The organism is Gemmatimonas sp. (assembly GCF_044376735.1).
GTDB lineage: Bacteria > Gemmatimonadota > Gemmatimonadetes > Gemmatimonadales > Gemmatimonadaceae > Gemmatimonas.
Genome location: NZ_JBILKJ010000031.1, coordinates 1 through 22,642 on the forward strand (window position 1 = coordinate 1; position 22,642 = coordinate 22,642).

Annotated in this window: 22 protein-coding genes; 7 read left to right on the plus strand and 15 right to left on the minus strand. The window is 67.0% G+C overall.

Annotated features, from left to right (window positions below; translation table 11 throughout):
- A partial coding sequence (gene cysS, locus ACIRA7_RS07070) for a cysteine--tRNA ligase (protein WP_396220146.1) occupies positions 1-954 on the minus strand: 954 nt, incomplete at its 3' end.
- Between the two features lie 137 nt (positions 955-1,091).
- Here cysS and ACIRA7_RS07075 point away from each other — a divergent pair.
- The gene (locus tag ACIRA7_RS07075; protein ID WP_396220147.1) at positions 1,092-1,706 is read left to right on the plus strand and encodes a hypothetical protein; all 615 of its coding nucleotides are present in this window, start codon (positions 1,092-1,094) and stop codon (positions 1,704-1,706) included.
- On the opposite strand, the gene ACIRA7_RS07080 is transcribed toward ACIRA7_RS07075, so the two are convergent.
- The 8 genes from ACIRA7_RS07080 to uvrA all read right to left on the minus strand — a co-directional run bounded on the left by ACIRA7_RS07080 (position 1,603) and on the right by uvrA (position 10,464).
- Complete coding sequence (locus ACIRA7_RS07080; protein ID WP_396220148.1) at positions 1,603-2,358, minus strand: hypothetical protein; 756 nt, start codon at positions 2,356-2,358, stop codon at positions 1,603-1,605. The two genes, ACIRA7_RS07075 and ACIRA7_RS07080, sit on opposite strands and share 104 nt — an antisense overlap.
- 59 nt (positions 2,359-2,417) lie before the next feature.
- Entirely contained in the window at positions 2,418-3,485 is a 1,068-nt protein-coding gene (locus tag ACIRA7_RS07085; protein ID WP_396220149.1) for a DUF1611 domain-containing protein, read from the minus strand.
- Positions 3,486-3,574: 89 nt separating this feature from the next.
- A complete protein-coding gene (locus tag ACIRA7_RS07090) occupies positions 3,575-4,453 on the minus strand; it encodes a PspA/IM30 family protein (protein ID WP_396220150.1) in 879 nt (292 codons plus the stop codon).
- Positions 4,454-4,456: 3 nt separating this feature from the next.
- On the minus strand, positions 4,457-4,861 hold the full coding sequence (locus ACIRA7_RS07095) for a YbjN domain-containing protein (RefSeq protein WP_396220151.1): 405 nt from the start codon (positions 4,859-4,861) through the stop codon (positions 4,457-4,459).
- A 136-nt stretch (positions 4,862-4,997) separates the two neighbouring features.
- Positions 4,998-5,957 (minus strand): hypothetical protein, encoded by a 960-nt coding sequence (locus tag ACIRA7_RS07100; protein ID WP_396220152.1) that lies wholly within the window; start codon positions 5,955-5,957, stop codon positions 4,998-5,000.
- A complete protein-coding gene (gene sdaAA, locus ACIRA7_RS07105; protein ID WP_396220153.1) occupies positions 5,950-6,834 on the minus strand; it encodes an L-serine ammonia-lyase, iron-sulfur-dependent, subunit alpha in 885 nt (294 codons plus the stop codon). Before sdaAA ends, ACIRA7_RS07100 begins: the two co-directional genes overlap by 8 nt.
- Complete coding sequence (gene sdaAB / locus ACIRA7_RS07110) at positions 6,834-7,502, minus strand: L-serine ammonia-lyase, iron-sulfur-dependent subunit beta (RefSeq protein WP_396220154.1); 669 nt, start codon at positions 7,500-7,502, stop codon at positions 6,834-6,836. The genes sdaAA and sdaAB overlap by 1 nt, the downstream gene beginning before the upstream one ends.
- Positions 7,503-7,557: 55 nt before the next feature.
- Complete coding sequence (gene uvrA, locus ACIRA7_RS07115) at positions 7,558-10,464, minus strand: excinuclease ABC subunit UvrA (RefSeq protein ID WP_396220155.1); 2,907 nt, start codon at positions 10,462-10,464, stop codon at positions 7,558-7,560.
- Between the two features lie 144 nt (positions 10,465-10,608).
- On the opposite strand from uvrA, the gene ACIRA7_RS07120 reads away from it, so the two are divergent.
- The 3 genes from ACIRA7_RS07120 to ACIRA7_RS07130 are packed head-to-tail and all read left to right on the plus strand — an operon-like array spanning position 10,609 to position 13,892.
- Complete coding sequence (locus tag ACIRA7_RS07120; protein ID WP_396220156.1) at positions 10,609-11,364, plus strand: ABC transporter ATP-binding protein; 756 nt, start codon at positions 10,609-10,611, stop codon at positions 11,362-11,364.
- Positions 11,357-13,060: a hypothetical protein gene (locus tag ACIRA7_RS07125; protein ID WP_396220157.1), complete on the plus strand. Its 1,704-nt coding sequence runs from the start codon at positions 11,357-11,359 to the stop codon at positions 13,058-13,060. The genes ACIRA7_RS07120 and ACIRA7_RS07125 overlap by 8 nt, the downstream gene beginning before the upstream one ends.
- 58 nt (positions 13,061-13,118) lie before the next feature.
- Positions 13,119-13,892 (plus strand): A/G-specific adenine glycosylase, encoded by a 774-nt coding sequence (locus ACIRA7_RS07130; protein WP_396220158.1) that lies wholly within the window; start codon positions 13,119-13,121, stop codon positions 13,890-13,892.
- Between the two features lie 19 nt (positions 13,893-13,911).
- On the opposite strand, the gene ACIRA7_RS07135 is transcribed toward ACIRA7_RS07130, so the two are convergent.
- The 6 genes from ACIRA7_RS07135 to mtnA all read right to left on the minus strand — a co-directional run bounded on the left by ACIRA7_RS07135 (position 13,912) and on the right by mtnA (position 20,294).
- Positions 13,912-14,517 (minus strand): zinc ribbon domain-containing protein, encoded by a 606-nt coding sequence (locus ACIRA7_RS07135; protein WP_396220159.1) that lies wholly within the window; start codon positions 14,515-14,517, stop codon positions 13,912-13,914.
- Positions 14,517-15,182: a cytochrome c-type biogenesis protein CcmH gene (locus ACIRA7_RS07140; protein WP_396220160.1), complete on the minus strand. Its 666-nt coding sequence runs from the start codon at positions 15,180-15,182 to the stop codon at positions 14,517-14,519. The genes ACIRA7_RS07135 and ACIRA7_RS07140 overlap by 1 nt, the downstream gene beginning before the upstream one ends.
- Positions 15,179-17,215, minus strand: coding sequence for a heme lyase CcmF/NrfE family subunit (locus tag ACIRA7_RS07145; protein WP_396220161.1), 2,037 nt, complete (start codon positions 17,213-17,215; stop codon positions 15,179-15,181). The genes ACIRA7_RS07140 and ACIRA7_RS07145 overlap by 4 nt, the downstream gene beginning before the upstream one ends.
- Positions 17,216-17,248: 33 nt before the next feature.
- Entirely contained in the window at positions 17,249-17,704 is a 456-nt protein-coding gene (locus ACIRA7_RS07150) for a cytochrome c maturation protein CcmE (protein WP_396220162.1), read from the minus strand.
- Positions 17,705-17,794: 90 nt separating this feature from the next.
- Positions 17,795-19,276 carry a glycerol kinase GlpK gene (gene glpK / locus ACIRA7_RS07155; protein WP_396220163.1) on the minus strand — a complete coding sequence of 494 codons (1,482 nt, stop codon included), beginning with the start codon at positions 19,274-19,276 and terminating at the stop codon, positions 17,795-17,797.
- Positions 19,277-19,283: 7 nt separating this feature from the next.
- Entirely contained in the window at positions 19,284-20,294 is a 1,011-nt protein-coding gene (mtnA, locus tag ACIRA7_RS07160; RefSeq protein ID WP_396220164.1) for an S-methyl-5-thioribose-1-phosphate isomerase, read from the minus strand.
- A gap of 91 nt (positions 20,295-20,385) precedes the next feature.
- Here mtnA and ACIRA7_RS07165 point away from each other — a divergent pair, with 91 nt between their 5' ends.
- The 3 genes from ACIRA7_RS07165 to ACIRA7_RS07175 are packed head-to-tail and all read left to right on the plus strand — an operon-like array spanning position 20,386 to position 22,638.
- On the plus strand, positions 20,386-21,165 hold the full coding sequence (locus ACIRA7_RS07165; protein ID WP_396220165.1) for an enoyl-CoA hydratase/isomerase family protein: 780 nt from the start codon (positions 20,386-20,388) through the stop codon (positions 21,163-21,165).
- A 13-nt stretch (positions 21,166-21,178) separates the two neighbouring features.
- The gene (recF, locus tag ACIRA7_RS07170; protein ID WP_396220166.1) at positions 21,179-22,327 is read left to right on the plus strand and encodes a DNA replication/repair protein RecF; all 1,149 of its coding nucleotides are present in this window, start codon (positions 21,179-21,181) and stop codon (positions 22,325-22,327) included.
- Entirely contained in the window at positions 22,324-22,638 is a 315-nt protein-coding gene (locus ACIRA7_RS07175; protein WP_396220167.1) for a DciA family protein, read from the plus strand. The genes recF and ACIRA7_RS07175 overlap by 4 nt, the downstream gene beginning before the upstream one ends.
- The last annotated feature ends 4 nt before the right edge of the window (positions 22,639-22,642 follow it).

Here is a 22,642-nt window from a genome sequence, read left to right on the forward strand (position 1 = left end):
CTCGAGCGAATCGTCGCCCAGATTCAGCTGCTTCCGATAATGCGCATTGAAGACGAAGTGGCGATATACGGTGCCACTGATGCCCTGATCGCGCATCTCGACCACGTTGGCCACGTTGCCGACCCGCTTGGCCATCTTGGCGCCGTCGGTGAGCAGGAACTCACCATGACACCAGCAACGCGCGAACGGTTTGCCGGTGGCGGCTTCCGACTGCGCGATCTCGTCTTCATGGTGCGGGAAAATGAGATCGATACCGCCGGCATGAAGGTCGAAGGTCTCGCCAAGGTATTTCATGGCCATCGCGGAGCACTCGAGATGCCAACCGGGGCGTCCGCGCCCCCATGGTGAATCCCAGGCGGCGCCGGTGGCTTCGTCTTCGGGCTTGGCGGCCTTCCAGAGCGCGAAGTCCTGCGCGTTTTCCTTGGCGTACTCGTCTTGCGCCACCCGCGCGCCAGCGCGGATCTCCCGCTTGTCGAGCTGCGACAACTTGCCGTAGTCGGGGAAGCGATCGATCGCGAAGTATACCGAGCCATCCTCGGCGATATACGCCACGTGGTTGGCGACGAGACGCTCCACGAGCGCAATCATTTCCGGAATGTGCTCGGTGGCCTTCGGGTAACGCTCGGCGTCTTCAATGCGCAGGTACTGCCGGTCTCGGTGAAAGAGCTCGGTGAAGGGCTCCGTTACCTCAAGAATGCTCGTACCGGTCGCGGCCGCCTTCCGGATGATCTTGTCGTCGACATCGGTCAGGTTCATGACCTGTTCGACCTGCCAGCCGGCCAGTCGAATCACACGCCGCAGCAGATCCTCGAACAGGAACGTGCGGAAGTTGCCGAGGTGCGCCGGGTTGTAGACTGTCGGTCCACACGTGTACATGCGCACCGTCTGTCCGTCGGCAGGTGCGAACGGCTCGACGCGGCGCGCGAGCGTGTTGTACAGGCGGAATTCGGGCATCGGCGTGAAGGCAGCGTGGTGCGTGTGGGGTGCCAGCCGGGATCGCCCGCTGGGATCTCCCGGCAATTTCTTGCGTTCGTTGAATGTAGAAGGTAATTCACCCGTGTTGTTCCCCCACTTCCACCCGGACCGTTTCCATGAAGCCTCGCCAGGATCGCCCGCGCGTGCTCTCGCGCGTTTCCACTGTTGTCGGCATCGGCGCCCTCGTGGCGGTCGCCATGGCGGCACGCAGTCAGAGTGGTCAGCAGACCACCCCGCCGCCGGCTCCGACCCCACCGTCGGCCGCCGCGCCCGCGGTGGTCGACTCGACAATGCCGGACTCCATGCGCGTCGACAGCTCGATTGTGGCCGCCTCGATGGCGATGCCGGAGGGGATGCCGGTGATGCACACCCCGTCGCCCACCACGGCTGCTGCGCCGGCGGCGCAGCCGGCTGGCACGTGGCCGGTGGATCCGGTGACGGGTCAGACGATCATCAACGGCGAGCCGGTGGTGGGTCGTGTGTTCATCATGCAGAAGCCCGACGGCCTGGTGAAGCTGGGCACGTGGCAGGGCCAGTACGTCGGCGAGCCGAGCGCGCCGGCGCCAGCGAACGTGGGCACGTCGTACACGGTGCCGGCGCCGGAGCACACGCGTCGCATGCGGGGCATCATGATTCAGTCGACGCTCTGGGCCATGGACGGAAAGCGGTCGGCGCGTGAGCGTCGCCACTACCGGCCGAGCACCACGGGTGCGGCGCTGGGGCAACAGTAAGTCGCTCGGCGTTGGCGCGGTATCGGCGGGGCGTCCTGACTATGTGCAGGCGCCCCGCTCGCAGTTCGAGGGTACGCATGGTAGAGGACCGCGGCCACGGGTCGTCGAGGACGTACGAGGCGCGTGGTTCGTGCGCGGACGATCCCGCTGGCTGGCGAGGGTCGTCACCCGGACGCGACGCCACGGGCGGACAGGCGATCACGATGCCGTCAAGGCGTTCGTGCGCTTGTCGTCCCCATCGCCGCCATTCCGCCGCGTCACGCCGGGTGATGGCGCCGTCGCGTGAGGCGCGCAGCAGGTAGAGGGTGCGCGAGGCGGGCGCCGTCGCGTCCACGCGCGCCTCGTGCCAGCCGAACATGATGTCCGGCACGGCGAGCACATGCAGCGCCGCGCGACGGATGCGCAGTCCCGGTGCGGAATCGCGCAGTGAACGGACGTACCGATGGCGTGGGGAGTGCTCGCGCCCCGCCAGCGCCGCAAGCAGCATGGCCTGGGCCAGCGACTCAGGCGCGTGCACCAGCACGAGTTCGCCGGCGTGAATGCGCAGGGTGACGTTGTCGAGCACCCGGACGCTGACGGCGCAGCGGCCGGGAATGCCGGCCGAGATTTCGGCGCTCGTGTGCGCCACCGAGAGAAGTCGTGATTTGATCATGGGCGACACGATGTGGCCGTGCCGCCCATCACGTGTCACCCAAACGTTGCGGGTCTAACCTAAACCGCGCGTTCCGCCAGGCGATCCACGTGAATCGCGGCGATGGCTTCCGCGATGACGAGCGGTTCGTAGCGCACGGGATCCGTCGCGGGAAGGCCGGTTTCGGCGCGTACGCGCTCGATCGCCTTGCGCGCTTCACGGTCATCGAGATCAAAGGTGTTCAGCGCGATCGCGATCACCGGTGACGAGCGGAGGGGTTCCATCGCCGCTTCATACAACCGAATCATCTCGCTGAGCGACGGAATCGGCACCCACGGATTGCGATGGATCGTGGTGCGCGAGGGCTGTGCGCAGAGCACCATCGCATGCGGAAGGGCGCCGTGCATCAGCCCGAGCGTCACGCCGGAGTAGGCGGGATGAATGAGCGATCCCTGCCCTTCCACCAGCACGATGTCCGCCCCTTCGGCGGCCTCGATCGTGAGCGACTCGGCGGCACCGGCGATGAAGTCGGCGATGACGGCATCGACCGCGATACCGCGCCCCTCCACCAAAATACCGGTCTGACCGGTGGCCGCGAAATTCACGCGATGGCCGAGCTGCCGCACCGACGACTGCACCTGCAGCTGCGCCGTCATCTTCCCGATGTTACAGTCGGTGCCGACGGTCAGGACGATCGTGGCGTCGATGTCGCGGATGCGGCCCGCGGCCACCTCGAGGCCGGCCGGCGCCCGACGCAGATCGCGGATCGTCGCCCCCGCGGCGGCGGCCAGCGCGGCGAACTCCGGGTCGTCACCGAGCATGGTGTGGAGGCCACTCCAGACATCGAGTCCGGCGCGAAGCGCCTCGGACACGATGGAACGCCAGGCATCGGGGAACTGGCCACCGGCGGGGGCAATACCGATGAGCAGCGCATTCGGCCGATGCATCATCCCCGACGAGAAGTCAGCTACGACTGGAATGGTGCCGCCGAAACCGAGCACCTCCTGTGCCGTGCGACCGGCCGCAGCGCTATCGAGTACGGCGGCCACCTCGTCCGGCACGTAGCGGATGCAGGCGTTGGCGGTCTTGGAGCTGAGCGGACCGAAGCTGCCTTCGGCGAGGATCAGAAAGCGACGCGACAGAGCCATGATGTGGGGAGGGCGACTACGCCAACGGCGGCCCCCGGAAGGGAGCCGCCGTTGGCGACCGGAAGGGAGAACCGGAATCTACCGCCGAATCACGACCTCGGCTGAATCCCGCTGAGCCGCTCGATTTCGGCGATCAACGCCGCGTCCCCGGTCTTCGCCTGTTCCGCGGCCGCCGCAGCAGCAGCGGCGGCATCGGGACCGGCCGCCAACTGGGCCGGCGCGGCCGGGGCCGCCGCCTCGGTGACACCGGCCGCGAGCTGCCGCGACGCGGCGGGCGCGCCAGCCGCCAGCATGCCCATGCGCTGCTTGAGCTGGAGCAGTTGCTGGTCGGCGTTCACGCCGCCCGACGCACGTTCGAGTTGCTTGAACTCTCCCGCGAGACGATCGCCGCTGAATTCCTCGTCGATTTCCTGAGCGGCCTGCAGCTGCCGTTCGTTGGCCGTGATCTTCTCTTCCATGCGGTTGAAGGCATCGAAGGCCGAGTTGTCGGACAGACCGGACATCGTCTGCGAAATGCGCGCCTGCGCCTCCGCCCGACGCTGCCGGGCGAGCAGCAGATTCTTCTTGCGCTTCGCCTCTTCGATCTTGTCGTTCAGGTCACGGAGGGACTGCTTGAGCTTCTCCGTTTCCATGCGGTGCGTTTCCCACGTGCTGGCGAGCTGCTGGCCATGCTCGAGATGCTCCTGCCCACGAAGCAGCGCCTGCTTCGCGAGGTCGTCACGTCCCTCCTGCACGGCGAGCATCGCGCGACGCTCCCATTCGTCGGCCAGCTTGAATTCCGCATCGGCCTGATCCTTGAGGCGCTTTTCGTCGGCGATGGACGCGGCGACCTGCTGCTTGGCCTTGGCCAGCTGGTTGCGCATGTCGACGATGATCTGATTGAGCATCTTCTCGGGGTTTTCCGCCGAGGAGATGAGTTCATTCAGATTCGACTTGATGAGAGTCGACAGACGGTCGAAGATACCCATGGTTCAGCGAGCCTCGCGGAAGGCGGCCAGCTCACGCAGATGCGATGTGAGCGAAAGAGTCATGCTTTCGTATGACGCGAGGAACTCCTCGAAGTCGAGATGCGCGAGTTCGAGGGCTTCGGTCAGCACGACGTTGTTCTGATCGATGCCGTATGAGCCGTGCAGCAAGTCGCTGGCATTGAGCTCGAGCAGCCGCCGATTGAGCGCGGCTTGGTCGGAGGGATCAGCCGGGAGTGGCATCACCTTGACCCGCAGCAGGACAACGGGCGGATTATGCGTGACCACCACGTCGAATTCCAGCGCGCCGCTGGGACGCACGAGCCACAGCCCGGGCTCGAGTTCCTGATGGGAGGCGCCGTCGGCACTCAGTCGATCGAGGAACGCCTCGATGTCTTCTCGCGTGACCATGTTCGATTCCTTGAGGTTCGGATATCGGTCCGTACGGCAGCGCCCGCGCGTTCGTTTCGCCGGGGATGCGGAATTGTAGCGAGGGAGTACGGCCGTCGCATCATCTGGACGGAAGGGCAGACCGGCATCCACCCCACTACGGACAGGATCCCCGATAGAGGCTGGCACCGCGCCCCTCGTTGGCGAGCGTCAGCCGCCCGTCGGGAAGCCAACTGATCCCCTCGGCCTGTCGTAGCTCTGGCGGAACGACGCAGTGCGCCGTGGGCGCGCCGGGTTTCCCGGTGAGCGGGTCGGCGTCAAAGACATACACCGAGCCATAGGTCAGAATCGCCAGCCGGCGTCGGCCATCGGCCATGATCGCGGAGAGCGAGGCGTCGGTGACCCAATCACGTGAGCGGGACGCGAGGGGCACGATCGGCAGTGAGTCGGCCAGCTCCGCGGTGACCGTGGCGGTGGAACCGCTCGACCATGCGGACGCCGGGACGCGATACAGCTGCGACGGCCTCGGCCTGCCCGTCGCATCGACCTGCGGCCGCTTCGTGGCGAACCACATGCTGGTATCGGGTGCGACCCACATCGCTTCGACATCGCGGGCGCCGTCGGCGTACACGATGCGGCGCGACGCGGCGGATTCCGTGACGCGCGCGGTGGCGATCGGCGTTGGGACACGCCACACCCGCACGTCGGCCCGCCGGGCCGCGTTGTCGCCGACGTCTCCGATATAGAGACATTCGCCGTCGGGGCACGGTCCGATCGCGATCGCTTCCCAGTCAGTGTTGTCGGCATCGCGCACCTGCACGGCGCCGCGCGGCGTACCGGTTGAATCGTACGCGAAGAGCATGGCCGCATGGCCGCTATCGTTTTGCGACCAGAACACTCCGGGCTCCGTCGTGCTCGCCACGACGCCGGACGCTTCGGTGAGTCTCCGGTCGCCGAACTGCCCGGACCGGACCAGGTCGCCGAGCGGCGGCGCGCTGGTCGCCGTCGCGGCCTCGTCGGTCGCCGACCACGCCGCGTTCTCCGCCGTGCGGCCGCCACAACCGCTCGTCATCGCGAGCAGTAGGGCGAGCAACATGGCGTGCGTACGCTCAGCCACCGGCGCGCTTGATCTCGTACAGGCGTTCCTTGGCGAGCCGACGACCCGTCGGCGTGGCCGCGAGTCCCCCCCCGGCGGTCTCGCGATAGCGGACGTCCATGTTGGCCCCGATCTCGCCCATCGTGTCGATCACTTCGTCGGCGGGAATGGCGAACTCGATCCCGGCCATGGCCATTTCGATCGCGGCCATGGCGATCGCGGCTCCGGTCGCATTGCGGAACACGCAGGGCAGTTCCACGAGCCCGCCCAGCGGATCGCACACGAGCCCGAGCGTCCCCTGCTGTGCCAGCGCCGTGGCGTGTCCGACCTGCCGCGGCGAGCCGCCCAGCATCTCCACGGCGGCGCCGGCCGCCATGCCGGCGGCGGCCCCGGTTTCGGCCTGACAGCCCCCCTCGGCACCGGACAGCGATGCCCGTTCCGCCACGACGGCCCCGATCAGTCCGGCCGTCGCGAGCGCGTCGATGATCCGCTCGTCGTCGATGCCCTGCGCCTTGGCGATCCCGGTGAGAACCGCCGGCAGCACCCCGGCACCACCGGCGGTGGGTGCCGCGACAATGACCCCCATGGCCGCGTTCACTTCCTGCACCGCGATGGCACGCGCCAGCACGTCACGGAAGGCCGTGTTGGCGAGCGGACCATCGGGGCCAGTGCGCAGTTTCGCGGCGTCACCGCCCACCAGGCCCGACGACGACTTGAGATCGCCGACCATGCCACGGTCGACGGCCTCGCGCATCACCACCAGCGCCCGACGCAACGCCTCGCGGATACTCTCGACGGTGCGCCCCTGATCCTTCGCCTCCACCTCGAGGGCGACCTGCGACAGCGTGACACCGCGCGCTTCCGCGTCGCGAATGGCATCGGCCAGGGCTCGATACATCAGGCACCCACCTTGTCGAGACGGAACGCCCACTTCACCCACGCGAGTGCGCGGATGGCATCGCGCACGGACTCGTCCGGTTGCTCATCGACTTCAATCACCATGAAGGCATCACCGCCGCGTTCCTTCCGCGAGAGCTTGAGGGTGGCAATGTTGCAGTTCGCCTCGGCGAGAATGCCGGCAATGCGGGCCACGGAGCCCTTCACGTCTTCGGCCACCAGCACGATCGTGTGCAGGTTGCCGGGAATCTCCACCGGATACCCGTCGATCTCGGTGACGAGCACCCGACCGGCACCGAGCGACGCACCGACCATCTGCGCCGTGCGACCACCGCGCCCGAGGGAGATGCGCACCGTGTTGGGGTGCGCGTCGTCGCCGAGTGAGGTCTTTTCGAACTGATAGGCGAGCCCCTCGCGCTCCATGATGTCGAGCGCCGTTCGCAAGCGTTCGTCATCGGGGCGGAAGCCCATGAGACCACCCACGATCGCCTTGTCGGTTCCGTGGCCCTCGCCGGTGCGGGCGAACGAGCCGTGCAGTTCGATGTGTGCCGTTTCCGGCGTGCCACCGACCAGGCACCGTGCGAGCAACCCCAGACGGCACGCGCCTGCGGTATGTGAGCTGCTCGGTCCGACCATGACGGGACCGATGATATCGAGAAGAGAGACCATGCTCGGAATGTACCTGCCGTCCACATGGGACAACAGAAAGCCGTCCGTGTCCCCGTTACCGAGTGGCGAGCATCGGCGCCAGATATCGACCCGTGTGACTCTCCTTCACGCGGGCGACTTCCTCCGGTGTGCCCTGTGCCACAAGGGTTCCGCCGCGCACGCCACCTTCGGGACCGAGATCGACGATCCAGTCGGCGGTCTTGATCACGTCGAGATTGTGTTCGATGACCAGTACCGTGTTGCCGCGATCGACCAGCTTGTGCAGCACGCCCAACAGCACGCGCACGTCTTCGAAGTGCAAGCCGGTGGTCGGCTCATCGAGGATATACAGCGTCCGTCCGGTATCGCGCTTCGAGAGCTCGGTGGCCAGCTTCACGCGCTGCGCTTCGCCACCGGAGAGCGTCGTCGCGCTCTGCCCAAGGTGGATGTACCCCAACCCGACATCGCGCAGCGTTTCGAGTTTCTGCAGAATGCGCGGCTGATTCTCGAACACGGTGCACGCCTCCTCGACGGTGAGGTCGAGGATCTCGGCGATGCTGCGCCCACGAAAATGCACTTCCATGGTCTCGCGATTGAATCGCTTGCCCTTGCAGACGTCACAGGGCACGAAGACGTCGGGGAGGAAGTGCATCTCGATCTTCACGAGGCCATCGCCCTGACAGCTTTCGCAGCGCCCGCCCTTCACGTTGAACGAGAACCGTCCGGGACCGTAGCCGCGGATCTTGGACTCCGGCAGCTCCGCGAACAGTTCGCGCACGGGCGTGAAGATGCCAGTGTACGTTGCCGGATTCGATCGTGGCGTCCGGCCGATCGGGCTCTGGTCGATGTCGATGATCTTGTCGAGATGCTCGAGACCGGTGATGCGCGTATGCGCACCGGGGAGCACGCGCGCCCGGAAGAAGTGACGCGACAGGGTGCGCTGGAGAATGTCGGTGACGAGCGTGGACTTGCCCGATCCGGAGACGCCCGTGACCGCGACGAACAGGCCAAGCGGGAACTCGGCGGTGACATCGCGCAGGTTGTGTTCGCGCGCGCCCTGCACGGTGAGCAGGCGAGCCGCATCGCGCGGACGGCGCTGCCGTGGCACCTCGATGGAACGGGTGCCGCGCAGATACTGTCCCGTGATCGACGCGGGGGTATCGATCACATCCTGCACCGATCCCGCCGCGATGACTTCGCCGCCATGCTTGCCGGCACCGGGCCCGAGATCGATGAGATAGTCGGCATCCCGAATGGTTTCCTCGTCGTGTTCGACGACGATGACGGTGTTCCCGAGGTCGCGCAGCTGCTTGAGCGTGGCGAGCAGGCGGCCGTTATCACGCTGATGCAGCCCGATGCTGGGTTCGTCGAGGATGTACAGCACACCAACCAGACGCGACCCGATCTGTGTGGCCAACCGGATACGCTGGGCTTCGCCGCCGGAGAGCGACTCGGCACTGCGATTGAGCGTGAGGTAGTCGAGTCCGACGTCGACCAGAAAGCGCAGCCGCTCGCGCACTTCCTTGAGAATCGGCCCGGCGATGCCGGGATCGAGACCGGGATGACCCGCGCTGCGCACCGGCACCGTGTCGAAGAACGCCAGTGAATCCACCACGCTGCGCTCGACGACTTCACCGATGTTGAGACCGTGCACGGTGACCGACAGCGATTCGGGACGTAGCCGCCGGCCTTCGCACGCTGGGCACGGCCCGGCGACCATGAAGGATTCGAGCTCGAGACGGACACCGTCGGAGCTGCTCTCGTCGTAACGACGCTGCACGTGGGAGACGATGCCTTCCCACGTGCTCTCCGCTGCGGCCTTGGCCGCGGACTTGGCGGCGGTCTTGGCGGCCGCGCCCTTCACCGCCTTCTTGACCGCCTTGCGCGCACGCGGCGGCGCGTCACCAACGCCGTGCAGCAACTGCTGACGCACCTTGGCGGGAAGCTCTCCCCACGGACGGTGGAGATCGAAGCCGAGCTGCTTGGCGAGACCCGGCAGAATCACCTTCCGCATATAGCCGTCAGGCTCGCCCCATGGCAACACCACGCCCTCGAGGATCGAGATGCTGGGGTCTCCGAGGATGAGCTCTTCGCTCACGGTACGCGTGGTACCCAAGCCGCTGCACATCTCGCACGCACCGAACGGCGAGTTGAACGAGAAGTGACGCGGCTCGAGCTCGGGCATGGAAATGCCGCAGGCCGCGCAGCCGTAGCGCTCCGAGAACATCTCGGTGACCGGCTCCGACCCGTCATAGCGGACGACTTCGGCGAGGCCATCGGCCAGCCGCAGTGCCGTTTCCACTGAATCCGTGATCCGGCCGCGATCCTCGGTGCGCACGACCAAGCGATCGACCACGACGGACACGGAGTGATTCAGACGCCGGTTGAGCTTTGGCGGATCGGCGAGCTCAATGAGATCGCCATCGACCACGGCACGCACGAAGCCCTGCTTGCGCGCGCTCTCGAACAGCTCCTTGAATTCACCCTTGCGTTCCTGCACCAGCGGCGCGCGGATCTCCAAGCGCGTACCGTCCGGCCAGGCGAGCACCATTTCGGCGATCTGTGTCGGGCTCTGCCGTTGCACGGCGCGCCCGCAATTCGGGCAATGCGGCGTGCCGGTGCGCGCGTAGAGCAAGCGCAAATAGTCGTAGACTTCGGTGACCGTGCCGACCGTGGAACGCGGATTGTGCCCGGCCGATTTCTGCTCAATGGAGATGGCCGGTGAGAGCCCCTCGATGGCGTCGACATCGGGCTTCTCCATGAGCCCCAGGAACTGTCGCGCGTACGCGGAGAGGGACTCGACATAGCGTCGCTGCCCTTCGGCGTAGATCGTGTCGAAGGCGAGCGACGATTTCCCGGACCCAGACAAGCCGGTGACGACGGTCAGCTTGTCGCGCGGAATGGTGACGCTGATGTTGCGGAGGTTGTGCTCGCGGGCACCGCGCACCACGAGCGCATCGGACGGACGGACCGGTTCGGGCATAGTTCCTGAAGGTGCGGGGGCCGGACGAGCAAGACAACCCCGCCGCCGTGCGAATTGGGGCCCGTGGCGTAACGCTCCCGGGGGGCGGCGCGCGCGCGGCGGCGAAGAAGTTGCGCCGGGGTGCTATCTGATCGTCCTCCGGACATGATTGAGATCAGTTCACTCTGCAAGCGCTATGGGTCGTTCACGGCCGTCCGCTCGCTCGACCTCGTGGTACCCGCCGGAGAACTCTTCGGCTTTCTGGGACCGAACGGGGCCGGGAAGACGACCACCATGCGCATGATCGCCGGCATCCTGCAGCCGACCTCCGGCTCGGTGCGGATCGCGGGCCACGACTTGCGGGTCGATCCGCTGGCAGCCAAGAAGGCGCTGGGGTTCATCCCCGACCGCCCATTCATCTACGAGAAGCTCACCGGCATCGAGTTTCTGCGGTTCAGCGCTGGGCTCTACGGCGAACAGGGCCCCGATGTCGAGAAGCGCGGGCAGGAGTTGCTGGCGCTGTTCGATCTGGACGCATGGCGCGACGAACTCGTGGAGAGCTACAGTCATGGAATGCGCCAGAAGCTGATCATCGCCAGCGCCTTCGTACACCGGCCGGCGGTGATCGTCGTGGACGAGCCCATGGTGGGACTCGACCCGAAGTCGTCAAAGATCCTGAAGGATCTGTTCCGCGAATACACGCGTCGTGGTCACACGGTCATGATGTCGACCCACACGCTGGAGATTGCCGAGGGCATGTGTGACCGCATCGGCATCATGCAGCAGGGCGAATTGGTGGCGTGCGGTACGATGGAGGAGCTGCGACGGAGCACGGGTCACGACGATGCGCTGGAAGACATCTTCCTGCGACTCACCGGCGACCATGTGGCGCGCGAGCTGGTCGAGGTGCTGGATGCCTGAGGCCGCCCCGCTGCCGGCCACCACGGCGTGGCAGCTGCTGGAGCCCAAGTGGCAGATGGCGCGACACCGCATGCGGCGGCATGAGAAGGGAGACGTTCGTCGCCTGCTCGTGGTGTCGACGCTCGGCGCACTGTTCTGGCTGGCCGCGTTCGCGATCTCGCTCAAGCTGCTGCGCTACTTCCGCGGCGCCGAGGACATCGGTGCCCTGCTCGCGGCGAAGCTGCTGTCGATGATCCTGCTGTCGTTCGGGTCGATTCTGTTGCTCTCGAATACGATCGCGGCCCTCTCGAACTTCTTTCTTGCCCGCGATCTCGACCAGCTGGCGGCCGCACCGATTCGCGCCGGGGCGTTGTATCGCGCGCGTCTGCTGGAAACGGCGCTGCACTCGAGCTGGATGGTAGCGCTGCTGCTGATTCCGCTGGTGGCCGCGTACGGCGTGGCCTACAAGGCCAACGCGTCGTTCGTGCTCTTCGCGATCGCGGTGCTGGTCCCGTTTCTGCTGATCCCGGCGGCGGCGGGATCGACCGTCACGCTGCTGCTGGTGAACGTGTTTCCGGCGCGGCGCACACGCGATCTCCTGAGCGTGATCACGGCGATGGCCGTGTGCGGGCTCGTCCTGCTGTTCCGGGCTGCGCGCCCCGAGCAGTTGGCCCGGCCAGAAGGCTTTCAGACGTTCATGCAGTTCATCGCGGCGCTCGACACGCCGTCGTCACCGTGGCTGCCGAGCGAGTGGGTGGCAGAATCGATCGTCAAGTTCCTCGACGGACGCAGTGTGTGGTCGCCGTTGTTGCGCCTGTGGGGCGTGGCGTCGGTGTTGATCCTCGTGGGCCAGCTGTTGCACGGTCGCGGGTGGCATCGGGCCTACAGCATGGCGCAGGAAGGGGCGAACTCCCGGGCCAAGTTGCGCACGGGACGACCGTTGCTCGACCGGATGCTGTCGGTACTCGGCACGACGCGGCGTGAGTTGGTGCTGAAGGAGCTGCGCGTGTTCATGCGCGACAGCACGCAGTGGTCGCAGCTGGTCATGCTCGCCGTCCTGTTGGTGGTCTACGTGGCGAACGTGCGGTACCTACCGCTGTCCGGCGCCGGCATGACAACGCTCTTGCGTAATGTGATTCCGTTCCTGAATCTCGCGCTGGCAGGCTTCGTGCTCGCCTCGATCGCCGCGCGGTTCGTGTTTCCCAGTGTCAGTCTCGAAGGGCGCGCACTGTGGTTGCTGCGCTCCAGCCCATTGCGCATGTCGGACCTGCTGTGGGCCAAGTTCTGGGTTGGCGCCGTGCCCTTGCTGCTGCTGGCGCTGGTGCTGGTGGGATGCACGAATCTGATGCTCGGCGTACGCCCGTTCGTGCACCTCGTGTCACTCACGGCGATCACGGCGCTGGTGTTTCCGCTCACGGCGCTGGCGCTGAGCTACGGCACCTTCTATCCGCAATTCGACACCGAGAACGCGGCGCAGATCCCGACATCGTTCGGAGGGCTGCTGTTCATGATGACGGCCATCGTATTGATCGGTGCCGTCGCCTATCTCACCGGTCGTCCGGCCGCGCGGTACGTGGTGGCGGAGCACTTCGGTTGGGCGCGGACGCCGACGGACATGCTGCTGCCGTTTGCGATCGCCGCCACCGCATGCGTCGCGGCAACCGCCGCGCCGCTCATGATGGCGCGTCGTCGGCTGGACGCGACGGAACGCGCGTAGCGACGGACCGCCGACCGGCTTTGTGCTTTCGGCGGTCCGGCCGCTAGGTTCTTGCGCGATGGCCACACGACGTTCCGCCCCGATCGACCTGACGGTCGCGCCCCATACCGCCACGGCCTTTCGCCGCCGGCTGCATGCGTGGTACCGGAAGCACTCGCGCGACCTGCCCTGGCGCCAGACGCGCGACCCGTACCGGATCCTGGTGTCGGAGCTGATGCTCCAGCAGACGCAGGTGTCGCGGGTCCTCGACTTCTACAGGCGCTTTCTCGATCGCTTTCCCGATTTGCATGCGCTTGCTGACGCGCGACCGAAGCGGGTCATGGAGGCGTGGGAGGGGCTGGGGTATTACGCACGCGCCAGAAATTTGCACGCCTTGGCGAAGCACGTGACCAGCGAGCAGGACGGCGTGATCCCGAGCGAACCGATCGCGCTGCGCGAACTGCCTGGGGTCGGCGCGTATACGGCCGGCGCGGTGGCCTCGTTCGCGTATGAGAAGCGCGCGGCGTTGGTGGACACGAACGTTGCCCGTGTGCTGCAGCGGGTTTTTGCGCCGCACCTGCACCCCAAGTCGGGGCCCGGGCTCAAGCAACTGTGGCGCATCGCCGAGCAGCTGCTGCCCCGCACGGGAAAGAGCACCTGGACGCACAATCAGGCGCTGATGGAGCTGGGCGCCCTCGTGTGCACGGCCCGCGTCCCTCGTTGCGGCATCTGCCCGGTAAAGGTCGGCTGCGCCACGTTCCCGCTACTGAAGGCCGACGCGGAGCTGGCGGCGGCCAACGTCGACGCGCCGCCCACCCCGAAGGGGAAGCGGCGCGCGGCGACGACAGGCTGAGGCTGGGCGCGGCTGGGCGCTACGCGGCCGCGAGCTGGTCGCCGCAGCCGGCGCAGAAGCGCGATCCCACCAGATCGACGTGGGTGCCGCACTTGGCACATGCACCGGGCAGATACCGCCCACAGCTCGAGCAGTAGGTGGCATCGGGCTCGGGCCGTGGCCCGCAGACGCCACAGGAACGCTGATTCTCGCGCGCTCGACGGATTGCCGCCTCCACCGGGTCGGCGGCGTCGGCGAGGCTCAGCGCCGCCGGCACGACAACCATTGCCGGAACCGCCGAGGCTTCTCTCGCATCAGCCGCACGCAACTCGGCTAAGGCTTCACGCGTGTACCGCGTCTTGAGTTCGGCGTAGTCGCTGTCCGACAGCTTCCCCGTTTCGCGGTCGAATTCGATTTCACGGAGTGCGGCCACCGCACCGTCCAACTGCTCCTCTTCGCGACCGGCGCGCTTGACGCGGGCCGCCTTGAGGCGCGCCGCCTCGGTGGCCGCTCGCTTTTCGTCGTCGGCTCGCACTTCGTCCTCACCACTGAGGAGCGGTGCGAGCACCAGCGTGAGGGCGCCGAGCGCCAGCGCCGTGCCCAGCACCAGCGGCACGGCCCCTTCCGGCAACGCCACGATCGACATCAGCGCTCCTCCCGTAGGGCGGCCTGAAGCCGCGCCAACTCATCGGGCGTCGCATCGATCGACGTGTCAATGGTCACCGGCGCCGAGGCGCGCTTGGCCGCGGCCACATCCGCATTGCGGCGCCAGCCACGCAGCAACGCCCCGATCGCGACGGCGCCGAGGGCCATGGCCGCGAACGGTGCGAACCACGCGAGCAGGTTGAAGCCCTGCTTGCGCGGCTGCATGAGGATGAAATCGCCGTAGGTCTGCGTCATCGCGGCCATGATTTCATCGGCGCTGTAACCGCCGTCGACCAGCCGCTGAATGTCACCGTGCACGGCCGGAGAGATGCCGCAGTTGAAGTCGGTGGTGCGGCACGTGTAGATGTCGAGCGTACAGGGACACGGACAGGCGAGGTTGCGCTCGAACGCTTCGAGCTGCTTCTCGTCCATCTGTTTCGCGGCGTTCGGTTTGGCGGGTCGCACCACCGGCTTGTAAGAATCCGATGTCATCGCTTCACCGCCGGGCGCGGTCGCCGGCTGCGGCGCAGCGGCGTCCTGCCCCCACGCCGTGCGAGACAGCAGGACGGATCCGGCAGCGACCACGGCCACCGAACCGGCGCGCGTGAGGAACAGCCGACGACTCGTGATCACCGCCTCATGCGACGACGCGCGTGATGGGATCACGCGCCCGCCCCGACCAGCGCGCCGATGGAGTCCGAGGGCAGCTCGGCCACGTATCCACCCTCGCGCTCCGCGCGCACGGCCTGCGGCCACATCACGATCAATCCACCGAACGCCATGATGATGCCGCCGAACCACACCCACCACACGAGCGGGTTGAAGTTGATGTGAATCGCCGCCGTTTCGCGATCGACCGCACCGGTGAACACGAGATACACGTCCTGCTTCGGCGATTCGAGAATGCCGACTTCGGTGGAGGGCTCGAACGTCGGCTCGCCCGCAGCGTTCACATGCTGCCGCTTCTCGCTCGACAGGATCCCCATGCTCTGACCGTCGCGCGTGACGCTGAACGACGCGGCCACCACCCGGCGATTGAGCTGTTCGAACGACGAGATGCCCTGACTGGTGAACACCCACTCGCTGCCGTACGCATCCTTCGCCTTGACCGACTCGCCGGCCTTGAGCGTGGCGGTGAGGTCCTTCTTGAACATCAGGCCAGCGAAGGCGCAGAACAGGATGACGACCCCGAAGTGCACGATGTAGCCGCCGTAACGACGACGGTTGCGGCCGATGAGTCGCATGGACGCGCTGAACAGTCCTTCACCATACATGCGGCGGCGGGCGCCGATGCCCTTCACGAATTCCTGAATGATCGTGCCGAACACGAAGCCGGCCAGCAGGTACGACACCAGCGCGTACATGTCGCGCATGCCCAGTGCGAACAGCACCGAGAAGGTGACCACGCCGGCGCCCACGGGCCACGTGAACTGGCGCTTGAGGTTCGTGACCGACGCGCGGCGCCAGGCGATGAGCGGCCCGATGCCCGTGAGGGCGAGCAGCAGCAGGCCGAGCGGGCCGTTCACCGCGTTGAAGAACGGGGGACCCACGGTGATCTTGTCGCCCTTCACCCACTCGCTGAGGATCGGGAACAGCACCCCCCACAGCGTGGCGAAGCAGATGCCGATCAGTACGAGGTTGTTGTACAGGAACGCCGCCTCGCGGCTCACCATGCTTTCGAGCTCGGCGTTCGCCTGCAGGTCGTTGAGGCGAGTGGACACGAGATAGGCCGTGCTCACCGCCGCGAAGATGAGGAACCAGAGGAACCAATCACCGACGGGCGACTGCGCGAAGGCATGCACGCTCTCGATGATGCCGCTGCGCGTGATGAAGGTGCCGAGGATGGTGAGCAGGAAGGACATCGCCACCAGCGTCACGTTCCACTTGCGCAGCATACCGCGCTTTTCCTGAATCATGATGCTGTGCAGGAACGCGGTGATCGTGAGCCACGGCAGGAACGACGAATTCTCGACGGCGTCCCACGCCCAGTACCCGGCCCAGCCGAGCTCCACGTACGCCCACCACATACCGAGCACGATCCCGATCGTGAGGAAGAACCACGAAAGCAGCGCCCACCGGCGCACAGCGCCCAGCCACTGCGCATCGAGCTGGCGCGTGACGAGCGCCCCGATCGCGAAGGCGAAGGGGATCGCCGTTCCGACGAGGCCGAGATAGAGCATCGGCGGATGGATCGCCATGCCCGGATTCTGCAGCTGGGGATTCATGCCGCGTCCTTCGGGCGGAATCCAGTCGAGACGCTCGTAGGGATTGGCGCCGAAGCACATCGTCATCAGGAAGAACAGACAGATGATGCCGAGCGTGCCGGTGACATACGGCATCATCGCCCGATTCGTCTTGCGATTCGTGAAGACGGCGATGGACGAATACGTGGTCAGAATCAGGGCCCAGAACAGCATCGACCCGGACTGCCCCGCCCAGAAGGCGGTGAACGTATAGATCTTGGGGAGATTCGAGCTCGTATATGACGCGACGAACTTGATCGAGAAGTCGTGCAGGAAGAGCGCGGTCCACAAACCGAGGGACGCGAGCAGGGTGAAGCCGAACGTCGCGTACAGCGCGCGCTCACCACTCTTCACCAGATCGGGGCGCCCCTGCAGGCCCCCGGAGAACGACACGGTGGTCGTCCAGGCCGCCATCAGCAAGGCGACCCAGAGCGACAGCTCACCAACGAGAATCATGTGGCCTCGCGCTTACGCGCAGGCGCGCAACAACTAGGCGCGCGGGGTTGCCGGCATACCCTGCTTGTAGCCGGGCGTGTCCTTGTACTTCTCGGGAGCGTTTTCGTAGCGCGACGCGCACTTGGCCAACAGCGTGGTCGCCTGGAAGGTGCCGTTGGCGTCGAGACGCCCTTCGACCACGACATCGACCCCATCGGTGAACGTGTCGGGCGCGATGCCACGGTACCGGACGTCATACGTTTTCGTGCCGTCGGTCATCTTGAACGTGAGCGACTGGCCCGACGCGTCACGCACGATCGTGCCGCTCACCACGCGGGCACCGACCTTCACGCCGGTGTTCACGAAGCGCGGGTTCTCCGACACTTTGCCGGCGAGCTCACCTGGCGTGAGATAATAGGTGGCCGTCTCGTCGATCGAGCTGGCCATCAGATAGCCCGCGGTGCCAAGCACCAGCACGCCGCCGAGCAGAAATTTATTTCGAGCTTTCACGGGACCCGTCCTCGTCGTCCGGATGGTGTTCGTAGAAGATAGCGCTGGGGCGGTCGGGCGTCAGCTAGGCCGTCAACGATCTCAAGCAGTTCAGGGTGCCCGCTCGGTATCACGCGCCCACCCCAACGCCCCGCGCACCGCCCGGCGCCACCCGGCGTAGCCGGCGGTGGCCGTCGCGTCGCCGGTTGGGGTGAACCGTGTGAAATGGCGCCCGGCCAGAAACTCATCCCCATTCGCCCACAGGCCGGCCGCCAAACCCGCCAGGCCGGCGGCCCCCAGCGCCGTGGTTTCCACGATGTCCGGACGCTCCACCGGTACCCCGAGCACATCGGCCTGGAACTGCATCAGCCAGTCATTGGCCGTGGCGCCACCATCCACGCGTAACCGATCGAAGGCGACACCCCCCTGCGTGCGCATATCGCCCAGGACGTCGTTGGTGGCGTACGCCATGGCCTCGAGCGCGGCGCGGGCGAGATGGGCTCGCGTGGTCCCGCGCGTGAGGCCGACAATCGTGCCCCGCGCATTCGGCTCCCAGTCGGGCGCCCCCAGGCCGACCAACGCCGGCACGAAGTACACCCCCTCATTGCTCTCGAGCGACCGGGCCAACCCTTCGGTCTCGCTGCTGGTGGCAATGATGCCAAGGCCGTCGCGCAGCCACTGCACCGCCGCGCCGGCAATGAAGATGGACGCCTCGAGGGCGTACACCGGCGCCCCTCGCTCATCGCAGGCGATCGTGGTGAGCAGGCCGGTGGCCCCGGTTGGACGCGCCGTGCCCGTATTGAGCAGCAGGAACGCTCCCGTGCCGTAGGTGTTCTTTCCACTCCCCGCGTGCCAGCCACCCTGCCCGAACAGCGCGGCCTGCTGATCGCCGGCGATGCCCATGATGGGGATCGCATGGCCCAGCACGGAGGCCACGGCGGTGCCGATCAGACCGCTCGATGGCACGATACGCGGCAACAGGTCGGCCGGCACGCTGAACAGTGCGCACAGCTCGGGCGACCAGGCGTGGGTACCCAGATCATAGAGCATCGTGCGCGACGCGTTAGTGTGATCGGTCACGTGCGACGCGCCGCCGGTGAGGTGCCACACCAGCCAGCTGTCGATGGTGCCCGCCGCCAACTCGCCGCGCTGCGCCCGTTCGCGCAGGCCCGGCTGCTGCAGTAGCCACTCGAGCTTCGTGGCGCTGAAATAGGGATCGGTGACCAAGCCGGTCTTCTCGGCGATCATCGCCGCCTGCGGCGCCAGCTCGAGGCAGCGATCGGCGGTGCGACGATCCTGCCACACGATGGCGCGATGGACGGCGCGTCCCGTGGCCCGCTCCCACACGACGATCGTTTCGCGCTGGTTGGTGATCCCGATGGCGATCGGGTCGACGCCGGCATCGGCGATCGCCTCGCGGGCGGCCGCCACCGTGCGGTCGAGGATTTCATGGGCGTCGTGTTCGACCCACCCTGGCGCGGGATAATGCTGCGTGATCTCGCGGTAGGCGCGTCCGAGGATCTGCCCGCTCCGGCCGATCACGAGACAGGTCGTGCCCGTGGTGCCCTGATCGATGGCGAGGACGCACGTCATTGGCAGTTCATACGCCGGTAGCTCCGGAAAAGGGCGGCTGCACGAGGCCGCGATCAGTGAGGTAGCCGCTGACGAGCTCGCGCGGCGTGACATCGAACGCCGGGTTCCATACCCGAGCGCCGATGGGGAGTTCGCCGAGTTCGTCGGCGTGACGGTGTTCGATCTCGATGTCGACGCCGGTGGGCGTGGCCACATCGATGGTGCTCCACGGGGCGGCCACATAGAACGGAATGCCATGGGCGCGCGCGGCGAGCGCCACGCCATACGTACCGACCTTGTTGGCGACATCGCCATTGGCCGTGATACGATCGGCACCCACGAGCACCAGGTCGACCGCGCCGCTCCGCAGGAGTGACGCCGCCGCGCCATCCGGCAATACGGTGACCGGAATGCCGGCGCGTTGCAGCTCCCACGCGGTAAGCCGCGCGCCCTGACGCAGCGGTCGCGTCTCATCAGCGTACACGTGCACGCGACGCCCGTCCCGATGGGCGCGGTGCACCGGGGCCAGCGCGGTTCCGATGCCCGCCGTGGCCAGCGCACCCGCGTTGCAATGCGTGAGTAGCCGCGCTCCGTCGGGGACGAGGTCGAGTCCGAAACGGCCAATGGCCTCGCACATGGCGACATCCTCGACGCGAATCGCTTCGGCGTCGGCCCGGAGCGCGGCCAGCAGCGCGTCGTCGCCCACGGCCGAGGCCACCGCCATGAGCCGCCGCACGGCCCACGACAGATTCACCGCGGTGGGGCGCGACGCGATGAGCCGCTCGGCGTATCGCGCGAGGAGCTCCCGCGCGCGCTCCCCACGCCCCTCGCTGTTGTGGTCGAGGGCGACCACCAGGCCGATCGCGGCCGCCACACCGATCGCGGGCGCGCCACGGACGGCGAGGGTACGAATGGCATCGATCACGTCGTCGAGCGTGACGAGATCGCGCATCACCTCGGCAGCGGGGAGGCGACGCTGATCGAGGATCCGGAGGGCGCGTTGGTCGGGAGACCAGCCGACGACGAAGAGGGGAAGCACGGGCCAAACGTAGCAGACCGGAGCGTCGATGCCAGCGTCCTGTGTAGATTTCATGCTCCTCGCGCCTTCCCCCGCTCTACCCCGGTCCGCCATGGCCTATCAGTTCCTGACCTTCGACGTCTCCGACCGTATCGCCACGATCACGGTCAACCGTCCGGACAAGCTGAACGCGTTGAACGATGCCACGATCGCCGAACTCGGGATCGCCATCGACGAAGCGAACGCGCGCGACGACGTGGGCGCGGTGCTGCTCACCGGCGCCGGCCGGGCGTTCGTGGCGGGGGCGGATATCTCCGAACTGGAAAGCCAGTCACCGCTGGAAGCGCAGCGTCGCGCCCGGGCGGGACAGGTGATTTTCCGTCGCTTCGAAACCAGTCCCAAGCCCACGATCGCGGCGATCAACGGATTCGCGCTGGGCGGCGGCTGCGAACTGGCGATGGCGTGTCACGTGCGCATCGCCAGCGAGAAGGCCAAGCTGGGCCAGCCGGAAGCGAAGCTCGGGATCGTCCCGGGGTACGGCGGCACTCAGCGCCTGCCGCGCTTGATCGGTCGTGGGGCGGCGCTGCGACTGCTGCTCACGGGCGACATGATCGACGCCGCCGAAGCGCACCGACTTGGCCTGGTGGACCAGGTTACGACGCCCGAGGCGCTGATCACGACCGTGCGCGCCCTGCTCACGACGATGCTGGCCAACGCTCCCCTGGCGATCGCGGGGTGCATCGAGGCGGTTAACCGCGGCCAGGACGTTCCGCTGGAAGAAGGATGCACGATCGAATCCGACTTCTTCGGGTTGCTCTCGAGCACGGCCGACATGAAGGAAGGGATGCGCGCGTTTCTCGAAAAGCGCCCTCCCCAGTTCACCGGGCGCTGATCGCGCCGCCGACGTGCTCGCCCGCCTGACCGCCAAGGACTACCGCAATTTCACACAGCTCGACCTCGAGGTTCCCTCGACCGGGCTGGTGATCGTCGGCGAGAACGGGCATGGCAAGACCAATCTCCTCGAAGCGGTGGCGTATCTCGCGCTGTTGCGGTCGTTCCGCGCCGCGCGCGACGCCGATGTGGTGCGCTTCGGCGCCGCGGCGTTTCACGTGCGCGCCGAGCTCGCGCCACCATCGGCGTTCAACACCGTGACCGTCGGGTTCGAGCGGAGCACGCGACGCAAGCGCGCGATGCTCGATGGCGTGGAACAGCCGAGGCTCACGAGCGCCCTCGGGGCGGTACCGTCGGTGGAATTCTCGCCGGCCGATGTCGCGCTGGTGGCTGGCGGACCGAGCGAGCGGCGGCACTATCTCGACGTCATGCTCGCGCTGTCGTCGCGCGCCTACCTGCAGGCGCTGCAGCAGTATCGGGGCGGCCTGCTGCGACGCAACGCGGCGCTGCGTACCGCTCAGCGCGATGGCGCACGCGCGGCCGAGCACGAGGCCCGGGTGAGCGTATGGGAGCCGGCGATGGCCGAGCATGGTGGCATCGTAGCGGCCACCAGACATGCGTTCGTGCGCGATCACACCGCGCGGTTCACGCAGCTCTCGGCGGCGATCGGCGAGCGGCAGACCGTCGTGATGAAGTATGCCGCAACCGGCGGTGAGACCGCGGACGACCAGCTCACGAGCGCCGACGCGCAGGCCGAGGCGTATCGACGGGCGTACGCGCAGCAGCGCCCACAGGAACTGCGTCGTGGTGTCACGATGGTGGGACCGCATCGCGACGATCTGCAGTTGCTGCTGGGCGGTCGCGATATGCGCACGTTCGGATCGGCCGGACAACAGCGCAGTGCGGCGATCGCGCTGCGCTTGCTGGAGCTGGCCACGCTGCGTGATGCCGTGGGCTATCCGCCGCTCTTGCTGCTGGATGATCCGTTCGCCGAGCTCGACCTCGGCCGGGCGGGGCGCGTGCTGGCGTTGCTTGAAGATTCGGGCGCCTCGCAGGTGTTGTTGGCCGTGCCGCGCGTGGAAGACATCCCCGCGGCGTTCACCCGGCTCGAGCAGCGATCGATGTGCGATGGGCTGCTGCAGCCACTGGTGCGGCAGCCATGAGTGCTGAGCCGAAGAAACGCGCGCCCGCCAAGCTCGGCGATGTGCTCGCCTCGGTGTTGCAGCACGCCGGGCTGACCGATCGCGTGGCGCAGGCGGCCGTGATTCCGGAATGGCCAGCGCTGGTGGGCGCGCAGATCGCGGCGGTCACGGAACCGTTGCTGCTGCAGCAGGATGGCACGTTGGTGGTGATGGTGAAGACGCACGCGTGGATGCAGGAGCTCACGTTTCTCGAGCCCGACCTGCTGCGGTCCGTGAACCGGGACCCATCGCGTCCCCCGGTGACGCGCCTGCGCTGGATGCTGCAGCGCTGAGTCA